This is a genomic window from Luteimonas sp. MC1782 (genome assembly GCF_014164605.1).
GTDB lineage: Bacteria > Pseudomonadota > Gammaproteobacteria > Xanthomonadales > Xanthomonadaceae > Luteimonas.
Genome location: NZ_JACJFT010000001.1, coordinates 792,970 through 809,446, shown reverse-complemented (window position 1 = coordinate 809,446; position 16,477 = coordinate 792,970). Strand labels below are relative to the sequence as shown.

13 protein-coding genes are annotated in these 16,477 nt (G+C 70.2%); 5 read left to right on the top strand and 8 right to left on the bottom strand.

The features are described 5' to 3' along the window. Positions 1–13 precede the first annotated feature (13 nt). Positions 14–1,324, bottom strand: coding sequence for a hemolysin family protein (locus H5368_RS03815; protein WP_182821520.1), 1,311 nt, complete (start codon positions 1,322–1,324; stop codon positions 14–16). A gap of 275 nt (positions 1,325–1,599) precedes the next feature. On the opposite strand from H5368_RS03815, the gene H5368_RS03810 reads away from it, so the two are divergent. Next, entirely contained in the window at positions 1,600–2,226 is a 627-nt protein-coding gene (locus H5368_RS03810) for a DUF47 family protein (protein WP_182821517.1), read from the top strand. 9 nt (positions 2,227–2,235) lie between these two features. Beyond that, positions 2,236–3,348 (top strand): inorganic phosphate transporter, encoded by a 1,113-nt coding sequence (locus H5368_RS03805; RefSeq protein ID WP_182821515.1) that lies wholly within the window; start codon positions 2,236–2,238, stop codon positions 3,346–3,348. Between the two features lie 30 nt (positions 3,349–3,378). On the opposite strand, the gene H5368_RS03800 is transcribed toward H5368_RS03805, so the two are convergent. Continuing rightward, positions 3,379–3,789 (bottom strand): hypothetical protein, encoded by a 411-nt coding sequence (locus H5368_RS03800; RefSeq protein ID WP_182821513.1) that lies wholly within the window; start codon positions 3,787–3,789, stop codon positions 3,379–3,381. Positions 3,790–3,829: 40 nt separating this feature from the next. Here H5368_RS03800 and H5368_RS03795 point away from each other — a divergent pair, with 40 nt between their 5' ends. Together H5368_RS03795 and H5368_RS03790 are read left to right on the top strand one after the other, a co-directional pair. Then, entirely contained in the window at positions 3,830–4,162 is a 333-nt protein-coding gene (locus tag H5368_RS03795) for an MGMT family protein (protein WP_255486333.1), read from the top strand. 64 nt (positions 4,163–4,226) lie between these two features. Beyond that, the gene (locus tag H5368_RS03790; RefSeq protein ID WP_182821508.1) at positions 4,227–4,880 is read left to right on the top strand and encodes a rhomboid family intramembrane serine protease; all 654 of its coding nucleotides are present in this window, start codon (positions 4,227–4,229) and stop codon (positions 4,878–4,880) included. A 24-nt stretch (positions 4,881–4,904) separates the two neighbouring features. Here the strand turns inward: H5368_RS03790 and H5368_RS03785 are convergent, their stop codons facing one another. From H5368_RS03785 to H5368_RS03775, 3 genes are all read right to left on the bottom strand, one after another. Further along, complete coding sequence (locus H5368_RS03785; RefSeq protein ID WP_182821506.1) at positions 4,905–6,914, bottom strand: M13 family metallopeptidase; 2,010 nt, start codon at positions 6,912–6,914, stop codon at positions 4,905–4,907. Positions 6,915–7,050: 136 nt separating this feature from the next. After that, entirely contained in the window at positions 7,051–9,135 is a 2,085-nt protein-coding gene (locus H5368_RS03780; RefSeq protein ID WP_182823726.1) for a M13-type metalloendopeptidase, read from the bottom strand. A gap of 133 nt (positions 9,136–9,268) precedes the next feature. Further along, complete coding sequence (locus H5368_RS03775; protein ID WP_182821504.1) at positions 9,269–11,134, bottom strand: monovalent cation:proton antiporter-2 (CPA2) family protein; 1,866 nt, start codon at positions 11,132–11,134, stop codon at positions 9,269–9,271. Positions 11,135–11,477: 343 nt separating this feature from the next. Between H5368_RS03775 and H5368_RS03770 the strand changes: the two genes are divergently transcribed. Beyond that, a complete protein-coding gene (locus H5368_RS03770; protein WP_182821502.1) occupies positions 11,478–12,830 on the top strand; it encodes a DEAD/DEAH box helicase in 1,353 nt (450 codons plus the stop codon). A gap of 82 nt (positions 12,831–12,912) precedes the next feature. On the opposite strand, the gene H5368_RS03765 is transcribed toward H5368_RS03770, so the two are convergent. The 3 genes from H5368_RS03765 to trxA all read right to left on the bottom strand — a co-directional run bounded on the left by H5368_RS03765 (position 12,913) and on the right by trxA (position 16,396). Further along, entirely contained in the window at positions 12,913–14,928 is a 2,016-nt protein-coding gene (locus H5368_RS03765; RefSeq protein WP_182821499.1) for a bifunctional serine/threonine-protein kinase/formylglycine-generating enzyme family protein, read from the bottom strand. A 120-nt stretch (positions 14,929–15,048) separates the two neighbouring features. After that, positions 15,049–15,516: a DUF4442 domain-containing protein gene (locus H5368_RS03760; protein ID WP_182821497.1), complete on the bottom strand. Its 468-nt coding sequence runs from the start codon at positions 15,514–15,516 to the stop codon at positions 15,049–15,051. Positions 15,517–15,520: 4 nt separating this feature from the next. Then, positions 15,521–16,396: a thioredoxin gene (trxA, locus tag H5368_RS03755; protein WP_182821494.1), complete on the bottom strand. Its 876-nt coding sequence runs from the start codon at positions 16,394–16,396 to the stop codon at positions 15,521–15,523. Positions 16,397–16,477 lie beyond the last annotated feature (81 nt).

Genomic DNA, 16,477 nt, shown 5'->3' with positions numbered 1-16,477 from the left:
TGCGCCGTCGTGGTCAGCCATCGCCGACCGGGGCGGTGGCGTCGGTGCGCTGCAGCAGCAGCTTGTCCACGCGTGGACCGTCCAGATCGACCACTTCGAGGCGCCACACGCCCCATTCGAAGTGCTCGCCGGCGTTGGGGATGCGGCCGAAGTGGGCGATGGTCATGCCGGCGGCGGTGTTGTAGTCGTGTTCGTCCTCGTTGGGCAGCGGTCCGCCACCCAGCAGCTCGCGCAGCGAGTCGGCGCCGAGCGCGCCATCGACCAGCCACGAGCCATCGTCGCGCTGCACCACCAGCGGATGCGAGTCGGCGCCTTCACCGCTGGAGGTGCGGCCGATGACGGCCTCGAGCACGTCGTTGACGCTGATGATGCCGGTGACGTCGCCGTATTCGTCCACTACCAGGGCCAGCGACTGCTGGCCTTCGCGCAGGATCTCCACCAGCTTCAGCGCCGGCGTGGACTCGGACACGAACAGCGGCTCGCGCATGTCCTTGAACAGGTCGAACTCACCCGTGTCGATGCGGTCGATCAGCGACTTCACCTCCAGCACGCCGACCACGTCGCTGTCGTCGCGGCGATACACCGGGTAACGCGAGAACGGGGTGGCGCGCATGATCGCCAGGTTGTCCTCGAAGCTCTTGGCGGCGTCGAGCCAGGCGATGCGCGTGCGCGGCGTCATCAGGCTCTCGGCGAAACGGTCGCCCAGCCTGAGCACGCGGTTCATCATGTTGCGTTCGTCGGCGTCGATCACGCCCTGCTCGTGGCCCTCGCTCACCAGCATGCGGATCTCCTCTTCGGAGACCGCGTTGCGGTTGTCGTCGCGGATGCCGAGCAGCCGCAGCACCAGGCGGTTGATCGCGCCCAGCGTCGCCACCACCGGCTTGGCACCGGTGGCCAGTGCCTGCAGCGGGATCGCCACCGCGGCCGAGATGCCCTCGGGGTTGGTCAGCGCCAGGCGCTTGGGGATCAGTTCGCCGAAGATCACCGACCCGGCGGTGATCAGCCCGACCGCGGTGCCGATGCCGATCGGGCGCGCGTACTCGATGGCGGTCGGGAACACGTCGGCCAGCCAGCTGGCGATCATCTGCCCGATCGCCTCGCCGCCGAACACGCCGGTGAGCACGCCGATCAGGGTGATGCCGATCTGCACGGTGGACAGCAGGTTGTCGGGGTGCTCGGCCAGCTTGAGCGCCGCGCGCGCGCCGCGGCTGGTCTCGGAGAGCTGGCGCAGGCGCGACGTGCGGGCGGTGACCAGCGCCATCTCGGACAGGGCGAAGAAACCGTTCAGCGCGATCAGCGCCATCACGATCAGCAGTTCGAGCACGGCGGCGGATCCTGTCGTCGGCAAGCGGCGCGGCGCGGTGCCGCGGGGCGTGTCTGCAGCACGGCAGGCGCGCGGGCCTGGCGGTGCTGCGGCGGTCTGGATTCGCTTTCCATCGGGTTCCGGGGGAGGGGCGCGCGGTGCGCGGGGCGATCATAGCAGGCGCCGCGACAGCGGCCGGAACCGTGGATACAGGGGCACAACGGTCTTTAAACCGTCATAATTCGCCGCCCGCGACGCCGGGTGCACCCCATTCGACTGCGACGAGGCAGCGCGCCATGTTTTCCCTGCAGACCATGTTCGGCCAAGGCAACCAGTTCTACACGCTGCTCGAGGAGGCGGCACAGGCCGCCCTGGACGCGGCCCGCGCGCTGCACCAGATGCTGAAGGAAGCCGACCGCCAGCCGGCGCTCGACGCCTTCAAGCTGGCGCGCCTGCGCGAGCGCGCGGCCTCGGAGAAGATCAGCCAGGCGCTGGTGGACAGCTTCATCACGCCGATCGAGCGCGAGGACATCGAGGCGCTGGGATCCGCGCTGTACAAGATCCCCAAGCAGATCGAGAAGTTCGCCGACCGCTACTCGATGGCCACCCAGCACCTGGAGCACATCGACTTCGCGCCGCGCGCGGCGATGCTCGAGCAGGCCGCCGGCGTGGTGCTGAAGATGGTCCGGCAGCTGCGCCACCTCAAGCTGGAGCCGATGAAGGCGCTCAACGACGAGCTGCGCGCGCTCGAGAACGAGGCCGACCGGCTGATGCTGGAGCTGTACCGCGACATCTACTCCGGCAAGCTCGATGCGCGGCAGATGTTCCTGCTCAAGGAGTTCTTCGAGATCCTGGAGAAAGCCATCGACCGCTGCCGCGAGGCCGGCGTGGTCGCGTTCGGCATCGTGCTGAAGAACAGCTGAGGCCGCGCCATGCTCGCCCTCGTGATGACCGTGGTCGTGGTGGCGCTCGCCTTCGAGTACATCAACGGCTTCCACGACACCGCCAACTCGATCGCCACCGTCGTCGCCACCAAGGTGCTGTCGCCGATGCAGGCGGTGGGCATGGCCGCGGGCATGAACCTGATCGGCGCGCTCGCCGGCACCGCCGTCGCCAAGACCATCTCCTCGGGGCTGATCGACGCCGGCGTGGTCGACGTCGGTTCGCTGCTGATCCTGTGCGCGCTGCTTGGTGGCATCGTCTGGAACCTGATCACCTGGTGGTGGGGCCTGCCGTCATCGTCGTCGCACGCGCTGATCGGCGGCCTGATGGGCGCCGCGCTGGCGGCGGCGTCGAACAATTTCGGGAGCATCATCTGGTCCGAACCCGCGGAGCCGCTCTACCAGAGTGCCGGCGTGTTGTGGAAGGTGATCGTGCCGATGGTGAGTTCGCCGGTACTCGGGTTCGCGGCGGGCTTCCTGTTGATGGGGGTGCTGTTCTTCACCATATCCATGATGGCGCGCAGTGGCGGCTGGCTGGCGCGCATCGCCCGGCCGCGCTGGGTCAACGGCTTCTTCGGCAAGGCGCAGATCGTCAGCGCCGCCGGCATGGGCTTCGCCCACGGCATGAACGATGCGCAGAAAACCATGGGCATCATCGCCCTGGCGCTGGTCAGTGCGCAGTCGGCCGGCACCCTGGATGCGCTGCCCCCATGGTTGGCCTTCCTGCATCCGTCGGACGCGGCGCTGGCCGAGGGTGACATCGACACCTGGATCAAGGTCAGCTGCGCGCTGGTGATGGCCGCGGGCACCGCCGCCGGCGGCTGGCGGATCATCAAGACGCTGGGCCACAAGCTGGTGAAGCTGCACCCGATCCACGGCTTCGCGGCCGAGACCAGCGCGGCCTCGGTGATCCTGGCGGCGTCGTCGCTGGGCATCCCGGTGTCGACCACGCACAACATCTCGTCGGCGATCATGGGCGTGGGTACCGCCAAGCGGCTCAACGCCATCAAGTGGTCGGTGGTGCACAAGATGCTGTGGGCGTGGATCCTGACCATCCCGATGTCGGGTGGCATCGCCTACCTGCTGTTCAAGCTGGCGGCCTGACCGACGGTCCCGCAGGCGGCCCGCGGTCTGTCAGAGCAGGTCGCCGTCGGCGCCGAGCGCGCGCTCGAGGCGGTCGCCCATGCCGCCGATCTCCAGCACCAGGCGGCCGAGCTCGGCCGCATCCAGGCTCTCGTAGGGGCGGTTCTCGCACAGCTGCAGGTAGGGCACGCCGTCGAGTTCGCCGATCGCCAGGTAGCCGACGCGCGTGCCCCAGTTGAACGACAGCGCGCGGCGCGCATCGATGCCGGTGATCGGCGCGACGGCGGTACTGGCGCGCAGGTAGCAGCGGCCGTCATCGTCGTGCAGTTCGGAAAGGAAGATCGCCTGGTGGCGACGGCCGGCGTCGAGCGACAGCTCCACGCAGAGCACGTACGGCTCCTGCATGGTGACCTTGAACCCGTTGCCGGCGACGTGGCGGCGGACCTGTTCGAAGTTCTGCATGGCGGGGACCGGGGATGGACGTGCTGGCTATGCTAGCGCAATGGACGCGCCGACCCCCGCCGAACTGATCCTTGCCGCCGTGCGCGCGATCCCCGCGGGCGAAGTGGCGGCGTACGGCGAAGTGGCGCGCCGCGCCGGCCTGCCGGGGCGTGCGCGCCTGGCGGCGCGCGTGCTGGCCGGCAACGACGACCCGCGCCTGCCCTGGCACCGCGTGCTGCGCAGCGACGGGCGCATCGCGTTCCCGCGCGACTCCGCCGGATGGCTCGAGCAGTCCAGGCGCCTGCGCGCTGAAGGCGTGGCGGTGGTGGAAGGCAGGGTGCGCATGCCGCGTGGCGCAGGCTCGCTCGATGCCGACATCTGGGGCCCGGCGTGAGCGCGTCGACCGGATCGCGGGTGCGCAGCCGTTATCATGGAGGCTGTCCGTCCAAGGATCGGGAATGCTGAACAACCTGCCGCCCGTCACCAAGGGGCTGTTGATCGTCAATGCCGGCGTGTTCCTGCTGCAGTCGGTGCTCGGCAACGTGGCATTCGCGCCGTTGATGCTGTGGCCGCTGGGCACCAATGCCTTCGACCTGATGGCCGGTGCCCAGGCGTTCCAGCCGTGGCAGCTGCTCACCTACGGCTTCCTGCATGGCAACCTCGCGCACCTGCTGTTCAACATGCTGGCGCTGGTGATGTTCGGCGCACAGCTCGAATACACCTGGGGCCAGAAGCGCTTCCTGACCTATTTCCTGGTGTGCGTGGCGGGTGCCGGGCTGTGCCAGCTCGGGGTGGGGAGCTGGGCGGTGTCGCAGGGCAGTGGGGCATTCCCCACGGTCGGCGCGTCCGGCGGCGTGTTCGGGTTGCTGCTGGCCTACGGCATGCTGTTCCCGAACCAGCGGGTGATGCTGCTCATCCCGCCGATCCCGATGAAGGCGCGCACGCTGGTGCTGGTCTACGGCGCGATCGAACTGCTGATGGGCATCACCGGCACGCAGTCGGGTGTCGCGCATTTCGCGCACCTCGGCGGCATGCTGTTCGGCTGGCTGCTGATCCGCAACTGGCGCGGCCAGCCGCCGTTCAAGCGGCGCGCGCCCACGCGACGGTTCTGATCGCCCGTCGCGTGGCTGGCGCGGTCAGCGCCAGAGCGAGACCTGGTCGTCGTCCTTGCGACGCATGGCGTCCGTCGCCTTGCAGGCGAACACCTCGCTGAAGGCAGGCTGGTTGCTGAGCGGACCGTTGGCGCGCCACTTGCCCGGCGCATGCGAAGCGCTGGTCGCCTGCTGTTCGGCGAAGGCGGCCGAGGGCTGCTGGCGCCAGAGTTCCGCCCAGGCGGTGTAGAACGCCTGCCTGCCGTCTTTCTCCAGCGCGGGCTGTGCCTGCTGCAGCGCGTCCCAGGCCAGCTCCACCGCGGCCAGGTCGGCCGCGTTCTCGTCGCGCGTCAGCGTGGCATTGACCTTGCGGCCTTCGAGGTTGGGAATGTCGTAGCCACCGTACTGCGCCGACAGACGGTTCAGGCGGTCACTCCACGCACCGGCGGTGCCCGGCGTCCACCAGTCGCGCACGGTGCCCGAGGCATCGAGCATGCGACCCTTGCCGTCGATCGCGTGGCTGAGTTCGTGCGCGATGAGCGCGCCGAGGCTTCCGTAATGCGCGGCACCGTCACGCGACATGTCCAGCACTGGCGGCTGCAGCACGGCGGCGGAAATGACCAGGCGGTTGTGGGCGGCGTCGTAGGCCAGCGCGGGCTGGTGCGGCTGCACGTTCCAGCGGCGCTCGGCGTTGCCGCGCCCGATGCGCTTCATCTCTTCGCGGTGGTGCCAGGTGGATGCGATCAGCATGTTGCCGCCGAAGCTGCCGCGGCCCATCGGCTGCACGGTGTAGTCGACGTCGCGCCGCGGTGCGCCGACTTCGATCTTCAGCGCCGCGAGCTTCTTGCCGGCTTCGGCGCGGGTGGCCTCGTCCATCCAGGTGTTGCGGGCCAGCCCGCGCACCAGCGCATCGCGGACTTCGCCGGCGATCGCCTCGGCGCGGCTGCGGCTCGCGTCGGGCAGGTAGCGGCCGACGTACTCGCGCGCCACCATCTGCCCCGCGGCGTGGTTGATCGCCTGCAGCGTCAGCAGTTCGCGGCTGGGCTGAGCGGTCTCGCTACGCAGCACGCGGCCACGGAAGTCGAATTCGGCGTCGCGGAACCCTTTCGACAGGTAAGGCGCCATCGCGTTGCCGACCTGGAAGCGCAGGTAGGTCTTCCACTGCGCCGGCTTCAGGCTGCCGACCATGTCGTCAAGCGCGGTGAACAGCGCGGGGTTGGCGATCGACACGCTGTCGTCGGTGACGCCCTGCGCGGCGAGGAAGGCGTCGAGCTGCAGGCGCTTGTATGTCTTGCCGAGCGTGTCGGTGGCGACCAGCGCGTGGTTCTGGCGCGGATCGCGCAGTGTCGGGATGGGACGCGAGGCGCGCGCGATGCGGGTTTCCAGGTCGATCACCTGCTGCGCTTCGCCCGCCAGGTCCTTCTCGGCGGTGCCGGTGAGGGCGAGGATCTTCTGCACGTAGTTGTTGTAGCGGCCGAGCAGGGCGCGCGCGTCGGCGTCCTCGCGGGTGTAGTACGCGGGGTCCGGCAGGCCGGTGCCGCCCTGGGCGAAATAGCCGACGTGGCGCTCGAGGTCGGCCAGGTCGAGGTCGGCGCTGAAGTTGAACGCCACCGGGATGCCGACCTGGTGCAGCGCGGCGATCGCCGGCGGCACGTCCTTGGCGCGCTTGATGCCATTGATGCGGTCGAGCAGGGGCGCGATCGGCCTGGAACCATCGGCCTCCACCGCGGCCTCGTCCAGGCCGCTGGCCCAGAAGTCACCGAGCAGCTTCTGCACGTTGCCCTGTGGCGCGCTCATCGACGTCGACAGCAGTTCGCGCTGCTGCTCCAGCACGCGCGCCTGCAGCTCTCCGAGCGCCGATACCGTGCCGGTCGCGGGCACCGGATTGGCAACCAGCCAGTCCTTGTTGGCAAAGGCGTAGAAATCGCCGCAGGCGGTCGGGCCGGCCGGCGCCTTCGGCGCGGCGCGGCGGCGCTGCGCGTCCGCGTCGGGGGCGGCGAGGCCGAGCAGCAGGCTGGCGGCGAGGGCAAGGACGAGCGGCTTGTGCTTCGGCATCTGGGGGACCTGCGGTGGGATCGCGGCAGTCTATCAAGCCGTGCGTGCGCGGCCATGAACCCGGCGCGCAGCCTGGAAACGCGGAAGGCCCGGCGTCTGCCGGGCCTTCCTTCACGCATTGCCCGTGGTCAGGCGCTTACCAGATGACGACCTGGTCCTTGCCGCCGCGAACCATCGGCTGGCCCGGCTTGCACGAGTACGCGGCCGCGAACGAGCCGAGGTTGGACGGCGCGCCGATCGCGCGGAAGTTCGCCGGTGCGTGCGGGTCGGTGTTGAGGCGCACGGCCAGTTCCTGGTCGGTGAAGTTGCGGCGCCACACCGTGGCCCAGTTGGCGAAGAAGCGCTGGTCGCGCGTCAGGCCGTCGGTGCCGGCATCGGCCGTGCCATCGGTCGCCTTCTTCATCGCGTCGTAGGCCACCGCCAGGCCGCCGAGGTCGGCGATGTTCTCGCCCAGCGTCAGCTTGCCATTGACGTTCTTGCCCGGCACCGCCTCGTAGCCGTCGAACTGCGCCACGAGCTGGTCGGTGAGCTTCTTGAAGCCGCTGGCGTCCGCCTCGCTCCACCAGTTCTCGAAGTTGCCGGTCGGACCGAAGCGGCTGCCCTGGTCGTCGTAGCCATGGATCATCTCGTGGCCGATCACCGCGCCGATGCCGCCGTAGTTCATCTCCGCCGGCGCCGCAGGATCGAAGAACGGCGGCTGCAGGATCGCCGCCGGGAACACGATCTCGTTCTGCAGCGGGTTGTAGTAGGCGTTGACCATCTGCGGCGGCATGCCCCACTCGGACTTGTCCACGGGCTTGCCGATCTTGGACAGGTTCCACTTGTAATTGAACTCGTTGGCGGCCAGCACGTTGCCGATGTAGCTGTCGCGCCCGGTGGCCAGGCCATTCCAGTCACGCCACTTGTCCGGGTAGCCGATCTTGGGGGTGAAGCCGGCCCACTTTTCCATCGCCTTGGCCTTGGTCTCGTCCGACATCCAGGCCAGGTTTTCGATGCGCAGCTTCAGCGCATCGCTCAGGTTCTTGACCAGGGTCTCCATCTGCGCCTTGGACTCGGCCGGGAACGCGACCTTCACGTACATCTGGCCCAGCGCCTCGCCGGCCTGCGATTCGATGACGTCGAGCACGCGCTTGCCGCGCTCCTTCATTTCCTTCTGGCCGCGCAGCACCTGGCTGTAGAAGTTGAAGTGTTCCTGCGCGAACGCGTCGGACAGGTAGGGCGACGCGCCATCCACGGCGTGGAAGCGCAGGTAGGCCTGCCACTGCGCCGGCGGCACGTCGGCCAGCATCTTGCTGATCTCGGCATGGAACGCCGGGATCGCCAGCGAGAACGTCGCCGGCGTGGCCACGCCCTGCGACTCGAAGAACGGCGCCCATGGGAAGTTCGGGGTCAGCTTGTCGGCGTCGGCGATGCTCACCGGGTTGTAGAACAGCGACACGTCGCGCGACATCTCCTCGCTCGACTTGGACGGCTTGGCCAGGCGCGTCTCGAACGCGATCACGTCCTTGGCCTGCGCCTGCGCATCGGCGGCGGCGATGCCCGACAGCTCCAGCACCTTGGCGATGTGCTGCTGGTAAGCGTCGAGCTTGTCCTTCTTGTCGGCGTCGAAGTAGTAGCCGCGATCCGGGAGGCCCAGGCCGCCCTGCATGGCGTAGGCCATGTTCATGTCGGACTTCTTGAAGTCGGCCTCGGCACCGAAGCCGAACAGGGTGTTCTGGCCCTTGGCCGCGCTGCTGCGCAGGTGCCCGACGATCTTCTCCTGGCTGTCGAGCGCGGCGATCGCGTCCAGCTCGCCCTGGATCGGGGTGATGCCCTGGGCGTTGATCTTCTCCGCGTCCATGCCGGTGGACCAGAAGTTGCCGACGATGGCTTCCACGCCACCGGCGTCGGCCATGGCCGCGGCCTGTTCGGCCAGCTGGCGCTGCACGGCCTGCGAGCGCTCGTCGAGCATCTCGAACGCGCCCCACGAGGTGCGGTCGCCGGGGATCGGGTTGGCCGCGAGCCAGGTGCCGTTGACGTGGCCGCCAAAGTCGACGCAGGCCTCGACCGAAGGATCGAGGTCCGAGGCCTTGAAGCTGTTGACGCCGGGGAGCTTCGATTCGTCGAGCGTCAGCGCGGCGGGCGCCGGCGCGGCGGCGGGGGTGGCGGTGGCGACGGGCGGGGCGGCCGTCTCGCGCTGGCAGGCGGCGAGCGCGACGGTGACCGCCAGCGACAGCAGCAGGATCTGGGGTGTGGACTTGGACTTGTGGCTCACGGTGTGCTCCGCCCGGTTGGGCATGGGAAAGGGCGCGGCCCGGGTCCGGGCCGACGCGCAACTCTACGCCCGCCAACCCCGCGGGTTGGTGTGTCGGAGGTCATGGCGCCGGTGCGCCATCGTCCTCGGCGGGGTCCGGCCGCCGCGTGCCGGGGCCGGGGTCGCCCGCCGGGTTGAGCACCTGTGCCTGGCGGCGGGGCGCGGTAAGCGGCGTGGGCAAGGGGCCGGCGCCGGTGTTGGTGCGCATCAGGCCGACGCCGGCGCCGATGCCCGCGGAGAGCTCCAGCTGGAAGCGTTCCACCTCGAGGCGTCGGACCTCGGCGGTGACCCGCGCCGCCTCGACCGGATCGACATCCAGCTGTCGCAGCGCCGCCTCGCCGAACAGCACCGCGGATTCGAAGGTCTCGCGCACCGAGTAGTCGACGCCCGCGATGGCGAGCTGCAGCGCGTGCACGCGGTCGTAGGCCCTCACCAGCAGCCGCGCCTGCGGGAACGCGCTGCGCGCCAGCGCCGCGATGCGGTCGGCGGCGTCCTTGTCGTCCACGCAGACCGCGATCGCGCGCGCACTGCCGGCGCCCGACGCACGCAGCACGTCCAGCCGGGTGCCGTCGCCGTAGTAGACCTTGAAGCCGAAGCCCGCCGCGTTGCGGATCATGTCGACGTCGCTGTCGATGATGGTCACGTCGATGTCGCGCGCCAGCAGCGACTGGCTGACCACCTGCCCGAAGCGGCCGAAGCCGATGATCAGCACGCTGCCGCTCTGGCCGGACGCGGCATCGATGCCGTCCAGCGAGGCGTCCGCGGCACGCGTCGCGCGCCGCACCAGCAGCATCGCAAGCGGGGTGAGCGCCATCGACAGCACCACGATCGCGGTCAGGCTGTCGTTGGCCCCGCCGCTGATGATGCCGGCGGACTCGGCGGCGGCGAACAGCACGAATGCGAACTCGCCGCCCTGCGCCATCAGCACGGCGCGGTCCAGCGCATTGCCGTGGCTGCTGCGCATGAAGCGCGCCACGGTGTAGATGCAAAGTGCCTTGGCGATCATCATCGCCGGCACCGCCAGCACCACCAGGCGCCAGTCCGCGGCCACTGCCGCCAGGTCCAGCGACATGCCGACGGCGAGGAAGAACAGGCCCAGCAGCAGGCCGCGGAACGGCTCGATGTCGGCTTCGAGTTCGTGGCGGAAGGTCGACTCCGACAGCAGCACGCCGGCCAGGAACGCGCCCATCGCCATCGACAGTCCGCCCATTTCCATCAGCAGCGCCGCGCCCAGCACCACCAGCAGGGCGGCCGCCGTCATCAGTTCGCGCGCGCGCGACGCCGCCAGCAGCCGGAACAGCGGGTTCAGCAGGTACAGGCCGGCCACCACCAGCGCGACCAGCGACGCGACCGCCATGGCTGACGATGCCAGCCGCGATGCGGCGCCGTCGGCATCGGGCAGCGGCGACATGAACGCCACCAGCGCCAGCAGCGGGACGATCAGCAGGTCTTCGAACAGCAGGATCGACACCATCTTCTGGCCGCGTGGGGTGGCGATGTCGCCCCGTTCGGCCAGCACCTGCATCACGATCGCGGTGGAGGTCAGCACGAAGCCGGCGGCGCCGATGAACGCCACCGGCGCGGGCAGCCCGAGCAGCAGGCCGACGCCGGCCAGCGCGGCGGCGCAGCCCAGGATCTGCAGCGGGCCGAGGCCGAAGATCTCCCGGCGCAGGCTCCACAGGTGCGACGGCCTCATCTCCAGCCCGACCACGAACAGGAACATCACCACGCCGAGCTCGGCGACGTGCAGGATCGCCTCGGGCCGCGCGAACCAGCCGAAGCCGAACGGGCCGATCACCATGCCCGCGGCCAGGTAGCCGAGCACGGAACCCAATCCGAGGCGGCGGAACAGCGGTACCGCGATCACCGCCGCGCCGAGCAGGGCGACCACGTGGACGAGTTGCGAGGTGTCGGAGGCTGCTTCCATGGGCATCGTTCGGGCGCGCAGGGCGTCGTCGGGGCAAGGTCGGGCGAGTATGCGCGCGGGTCGCGCCGGCGGCGTGCCATGAACCAAACGCGCTGTCCGCATGGCGGCATGCCGCGCATCGCGCATTCATGCCGTATGATGCCCGGGTTGGCGCACGGCAGTCCGTATCTCCGGTCATTGCCAAGCCGCGGCCGCCGCAAGGCGACACCACGGCCTCTTTTACTCCCGCACGTCTTTCGTAGCGCAGACACGGCCCGGTTCCTCCGGTCGCCGTCAAAAATTGATTGCCCGCCGCGCGGATCACGGAAATCGCCGGGCGAACTGTCGAACCAGGAGTTGTTCCATGACGTCCGATATCCGGACTTTCGAGAGCCTTGGGCTCTCGCAAGGGCTGCTGCGCGCGCTTGTCGCCAGCGGCTACACCCAGCCCACCCCGATCCAGGAACAGGCCATCCCGCTGATCCTCGCCGGCCATGACGTGCTTGGCGCGGCCCAGACCGGCACCGGCAAGACCGCCGCCTTCGGCCTGCCGATGCTGCAGCGCCTAGGCAAGGAAACCCCCGCCCGTGGCCCGCGCAAGCCGCGCGCGCTGGTGCTGGTGCCGACCCGCGAGCTCGCGGTCCAGGTTGCCGAAAGCATCAAGGAATACGGCCACCACATGAAGCTCAACGTCACCACGATCTTCGGTGGCGCCGGCATGCAGCCGCAGATCGACAACCTGCGCCGCGGCGTGGACATCCTCGTCGCCTGCCCGGGCCGCCTGCTGGACCACATGCAGTCCGGCCATGCCAAGCTCGACGCGGTCGAGATGCTGATCCTCGACGAAGCCGACCGCATGCTCGACATGGGCTTCCTGCCGTCGATCAAGCGCGTGCTTGCGCGCGTGCCCAAGGAGCGTCAGACGCTGCTGTTCTCGGCCACGTTCGAGGCGCGCATCAAGGCGCTGGCGCTGGAGTTCATGCGTGATCCGCGCCAGGTCGAGGTGGCGACGCAGAACACCATTGCCGACACCATCGTGCACCGTGCCCACCCGGTCGACTCGGCCGCCAAGCGCGACCTGCTGGTCGACATCCTGTCCAAGCGCCACACCGAGCAGGTGCTGATCTTCGGCAAGACCAAGCACGGCTGCAATCGCCTGGCCGAACAGCTGGAGAAGTCCGGCCTGCCGGCGGTCGCGATCCACGGCAACAAGAGCCAGGCGCAGCGGCAGAAGGCGCTCGACGCGTTCAAGTCCGGGCGCGCCCGGATCCTGGTGGCTACCGACGTCGCCGCGCGCGGCCTGGACATCCCGAACCTGCCGCTGGTGATCAACCACGACCTGCCGATGGTGGCCGAGGACTACGTGCACCGCATCGGCCGCACCGGCCGTGCCGGCGCGACGGGCGAGGCGCTGTCGCTGGTGTCCCCGGAAGAGGGCGCGCTGCTGCGCGACATCCAGAAGATGCTGAAGGCCGAGATCGAGATGGTGGTGGTGCCCGGCTTCGAGCCGAGCCGTCCGATCCGCCTCGACGCGCCCAGGCCGCCGAACGGTGGCCGTGGCGGGCGCCCGGCGGGTGACCAGCGTCCGGCGCGGCCCGCGGCGCATCGTGGCCATGGCAAGGCGCAGCCGCGCAGTGCACAGCCGCATGCGGGTCCGCAGGTGCCGGGCAGCCGTGGCCGTGGCCAGGGTGCGGGAAGGCGCGACTCGCGCGCCTGATCCAGGCCGGGCGTCACGCTTGAGCGCCACCGGGCAGCCGCCCGGTGGCGTTTTCATTTCCGGGTCGTGGGCAGCGGCGCGGTCAGAGGTCGCGGACCAGCCGGAACCCGACGTCGTCGTAGCCGCGGCCGCCCTCGCGTCGGCCGGCGTCACCGCGCCAGCTGCCGCCGCTGGTCACGCGGTACTCGCAGCTGCCGCTGCAATCGACGTTCCACTCGGCCACCGCACGCGATCCGCCGGCCGTCGCGGGCAGGCGACGCCACTCCGACGACGTCGGCAGGCGGTAGGAGCGGCCGTCGCGCTTGCCTGCCCAATGCGCATAGGCCGCGGCGTCGTCCCACGACACGCAGACCACCGCGTCACCGGCACCCTGGTCAAAGCCGGGGCTGCGCCAGGTGCGCGGCGCCACCACGCGCAGCAGCGAAGCGCGTTCGCGGCAGCGGGCCGGCTCGCGGCCGGTGGCGCCGGCGAATTCGCCGAAGTCGGCACGGCTGACCGCGCGGCGCATCGCGGCCAGGCGCATGCCGCCTTGCTGCACCAGCACCGTGTCGATGTTTCCGCCCTCGATACGCTCACCGGGCAGCGGGATCTTGCGCGCGCGTGTATCCAGCGCCGCCAGTGCACGCGCGTCGAGCCCCATCCTGCGCCCGGACTCCACCGCGGCGAGCGCGGCGGTACGGTCGTAGGCGGCCGCGGCGGTATCGACGCGACTGGAGATGGCCTTGCGTGTCCGTTCGCGCAGGCCCGCGAGCGCGGGCCCGTCGGAGCGCGCGGTGCGCGACGCGAGCTGGGTCGCCTGCATGACGCTGCTGCGGGCCGCGGCATCGTCGCCGCGCTGCATCTCGCGCTCGGCATCGAGGGCCAGCGCGGCGATCAGCGCGTCCGCGGTTCCCGCCACCTTGAGGTGGCCGCTGTCGGCCTGCCAGGCATTGAGGACGCTGGTGTAGGCGTTGTCGCCGGCGGGCGCGGTGAGCTTGCGCTCGCGCAACTGGCGTTCGGCCGCCACCAGCCAGGTCTCGGCATCGGATTCGGGTGCGGCACGCAGCAGCGCGTCGTCGGGGCTCGCGAGCGCGGTGATGCGTTTTCCGGCACCGATGCCCGTGGCCATGGACCCGTCGCCTGCGGTCGCTGCCGCCGCCGCGGCGTCGGCGCCGCCGGCGCGATAGAACGCGCGCGGCCCTGCGCCATCGCGCGAGGCCAGGCCGATCCCCGCGGCGACCACCAGGCCCGCGACCAGCCAGGCCTTGGCCGGCACCGCGCGCAGGCGCTTGCCCAGGTCATGGCCGACGTCGGCCGGCCCGCGCCCGCCGCGTTCCACCTTGTCCAGCGCCGCGAGCATCTGCGCGGCATCGCTGAAGCGCCGGTCGGGTGACTTGGCAAGTGCGCGATCGATGAATGGCTGCCAGTGGCGCAGTTCGCGCGGCAGGCGCGGGATCGGGTCCTGGACGTGCATGACCGCCATCGACAGCGCATCGGGTGCGTTGTAGGGCAGCGACCCGACCAGCATTTCCCAGGCCAGCACGCCCACGCTGTAGAGGTCGGCGCGTGCGTCCACGGGCTCGCCGCGCGCCTGCTCGGGTGGCATGTAGGCGGTGCTGCCCACGGCCAGGCCCGCGGTGGTGACGCGCGAACCGTAGCCGCGGCGCAGGGCGATGCCGAAATCGGCCAGCTGCGGCCGGTCGGTATCGTCGAACAGCACGTTCTCGGCCTTGACGTCGCGATGCACGATGCCGCGCGCGTGGGCATGGCGCAGCGCGTCCAGCAGCGCCTGCAGGATGGCGCGGACCTGCGGTTCCTTGCCGCGCAGGTCGCGCTGGCCGAGGTGGCCGTGGGCCATGTGCGGCATCGAGTAGTAGGGCAGGCCCTCGCCGGTGCGGCCGACGTCGTGGATGCCGACGATGTTGGGGTGGTCCAGGCGGGCGACGGTGCGCGCCTCGTTCTCGAAGCGGCGGCGGCTCACCTCGTCGGTCAGCGCGTCGGGCAGCATGACCTTGATCGCCACCTCGCGGCCCAGCGAGCGCTGCTCGCCGAGGTAGACCGTGGACATGCCGCCCGCACCGAGCACGCGCGTGAGCCGGTAGCCGGCGATCTCCGGCATCGGCATCGGTGCTGGCGCCCCTGCGCTGTGATCGTTGGCTTGCGACATCACGCCCCCCTGTGGCACCAGCGAGGATACCGGCTGGACATCAGCTGCGCCTGCGGCGGGATGCGACCCGGGTCACGCCCCGGCACCTCCGTGCGCCGCCTGCTTGCGGCGCACGTACAGCTGCTTGCGCACGCTGGCGACCACCTGCCCACCGGCGTCGTGCACCTGGGTGTCGAACCAGTGCAGGTGCTTGCCGCCGTTGGCGGTCGCCGCGCGCATGGTTTCAAGCACGTCCTCGCCGAGGTCGAAGCTCGCCTCCACCGTGCCGCGGCCCGGCTTGACGAAGCGGATCTCCGCGGCCTGGTCCCAGACCAGGTAACCGCGACCCAGCGAGCGCATGGTCAGCAGCATCCAGAACGGGTCGGTCATGGCGAACAGGCTGCCGCCGAAATGCGTGCCGACGTAGTTGCGGTTGAACCAGTGCTGGCGCATGCGCACGCGTGCATGGCGGTAGTCCTCGGAGATCGCGGTGATGCGGATGCCCGAAAACAGGAATGGCGGCCATACGTTCATGATCCGCCGCAGCGTGGAGGCCCGCACGCCGTCAGGACAGCAGCAGCGCCGACATCTGCCGGCGGTAGCGGGCGACGAGGTCGTCATCGTCGATCACGCGGAACGCTTCAATCAGCGCCTTGCGCGGAAGGCCGTCCTCGAAGCTGCGGTCGCGGCGCAGCATGTCCATGAACTGCTGCAGCGCGGCTTCCGGGCGGCCGGCGACGATGTGCTGCGCGCCGAGCAGGTGGCGGGCGCGCAGGTCGGCGGGGTCGCGGCTGATCGCCATCTCCAGCACCTCGACCGACGGCGCATCGCGCAGCAGTGCCGCGAAGTCGAGGCTGGCGCGGGCGCGCACCGCGCGGTCGTCGGTGGCGAGGTTGGCGGGCAGGGCATCCAGCAGCTGGCTGGCTTCCTGGGTGACACCGGTGGCGAGCAGGGCCAGTGCCAGCTCGAGCTTCAGGCTGTCGTCGTCCGGCGCGGCTTCGCTGGCGTGGCGCAGGCGCAGGACCTCGGCGTGCGGATCGGGCGGCGGCGGGGCGGCGGCCTCCGCGGCTTCGGCTTCGGCCGCGGCCGGCACGATGCCGTGCTGCGTCAGGAACTCGCGCAGCTGGCCCTCGGGCAGCGCGCCGGGGAACCCGTCGACCGGCTGCCCGTCCTTCACCAGGATGATGGTGGGGATGGAACGGACCTGGAACGCACCGGCCAGTTCCTGCTGGCTGTCGACATCGATCTTGGCCAGCACGAAGGCGCCGTTGTACTCGGCCGCGAGCTTCTCGAGGATCGGCCCGATGGTCTTGCACGGGCCACACCATTCGGCCCAGAAGTCGATCAGGACCGGCGTGTGCAGAGACCGGCCGAGGACGTCCGCCTCGAAGTTGTCGGCGGTGGCATCGAAGACGTGGGGTGACGCGGTGGACGGGGACATGGCGGGATCCAATCGGCGATCGACAGGAGATTGTGCCAGCGCTTGCCGTTTGCAAGCGCGCGGGGCGACGATGCCGCTCCC

What these genes read in the sequence shown, in the direction of transcription:
- H5368_RS03810 (WP_182821517.1), top strand. Translation starts at nt 1,600, where the DNA reads ATGTTTTCCCTGCAGACCATGTTCGGCCAAGGCAACCAGTTCTACACG.
- H5368_RS03805 (WP_182821515.1), top strand. Translation starts at nt 2,236, where the DNA reads ATGCTCGCCCTCGTGATGACCGTGGTCGTGGTGGCGCTCGCCTTCGAG.
- H5368_RS03800 (WP_182821513.1), bottom strand. Translation starts at nt 3,789, where the DNA reads ATGCAGAACTTCGAACAGGTCCGCCGCCACGTCGCCGGCAACGGGTTC.
- H5368_RS03795 (WP_255486333.1), top strand. Translation starts at nt 3,830, where the DNA reads ATGGACGCGCCGACCCCCGCCGAACTGATCCTTGCCGCCGTGCGCGCG.
- H5368_RS03790 (WP_182821508.1), top strand. Translation starts at nt 4,227, where the DNA reads ATGCTGAACAACCTGCCGCCCGTCACCAAGGGGCTGTTGATCGTCAAT.
- H5368_RS03785 (WP_182821506.1), bottom strand. Translation starts at nt 6,914, where the DNA reads ATGCCGAAGCACAAGCCGCTCGTCCTTGCCCTCGCCGCCAGCCTGCTG.
- H5368_RS03775 (WP_182821504.1), bottom strand. Translation starts at nt 11,134, where the DNA reads ATGGAAGCAGCCTCCGACACCTCGCAACTCGTCCACGTGGTCGCCCTG.
- H5368_RS03770 (WP_182821502.1), top strand. Translation starts at nt 11,478, where the DNA reads ATGACGTCCGATATCCGGACTTTCGAGAGCCTTGGGCTCTCGCAAGGG.
- H5368_RS03765 (WP_182821499.1), bottom strand. Translation starts at nt 14,928, where the DNA reads ATGCCGGAGATCGCCGGCTACCGGCTCACGCGCGTGCTCGGTGCGGGC.
- trxA (WP_182821494.1), bottom strand. Translation starts at nt 16,396, where the DNA reads ATGTCCCCGTCCACCGCGTCACCCCACGTCTTCGATGCCACCGCCGAC.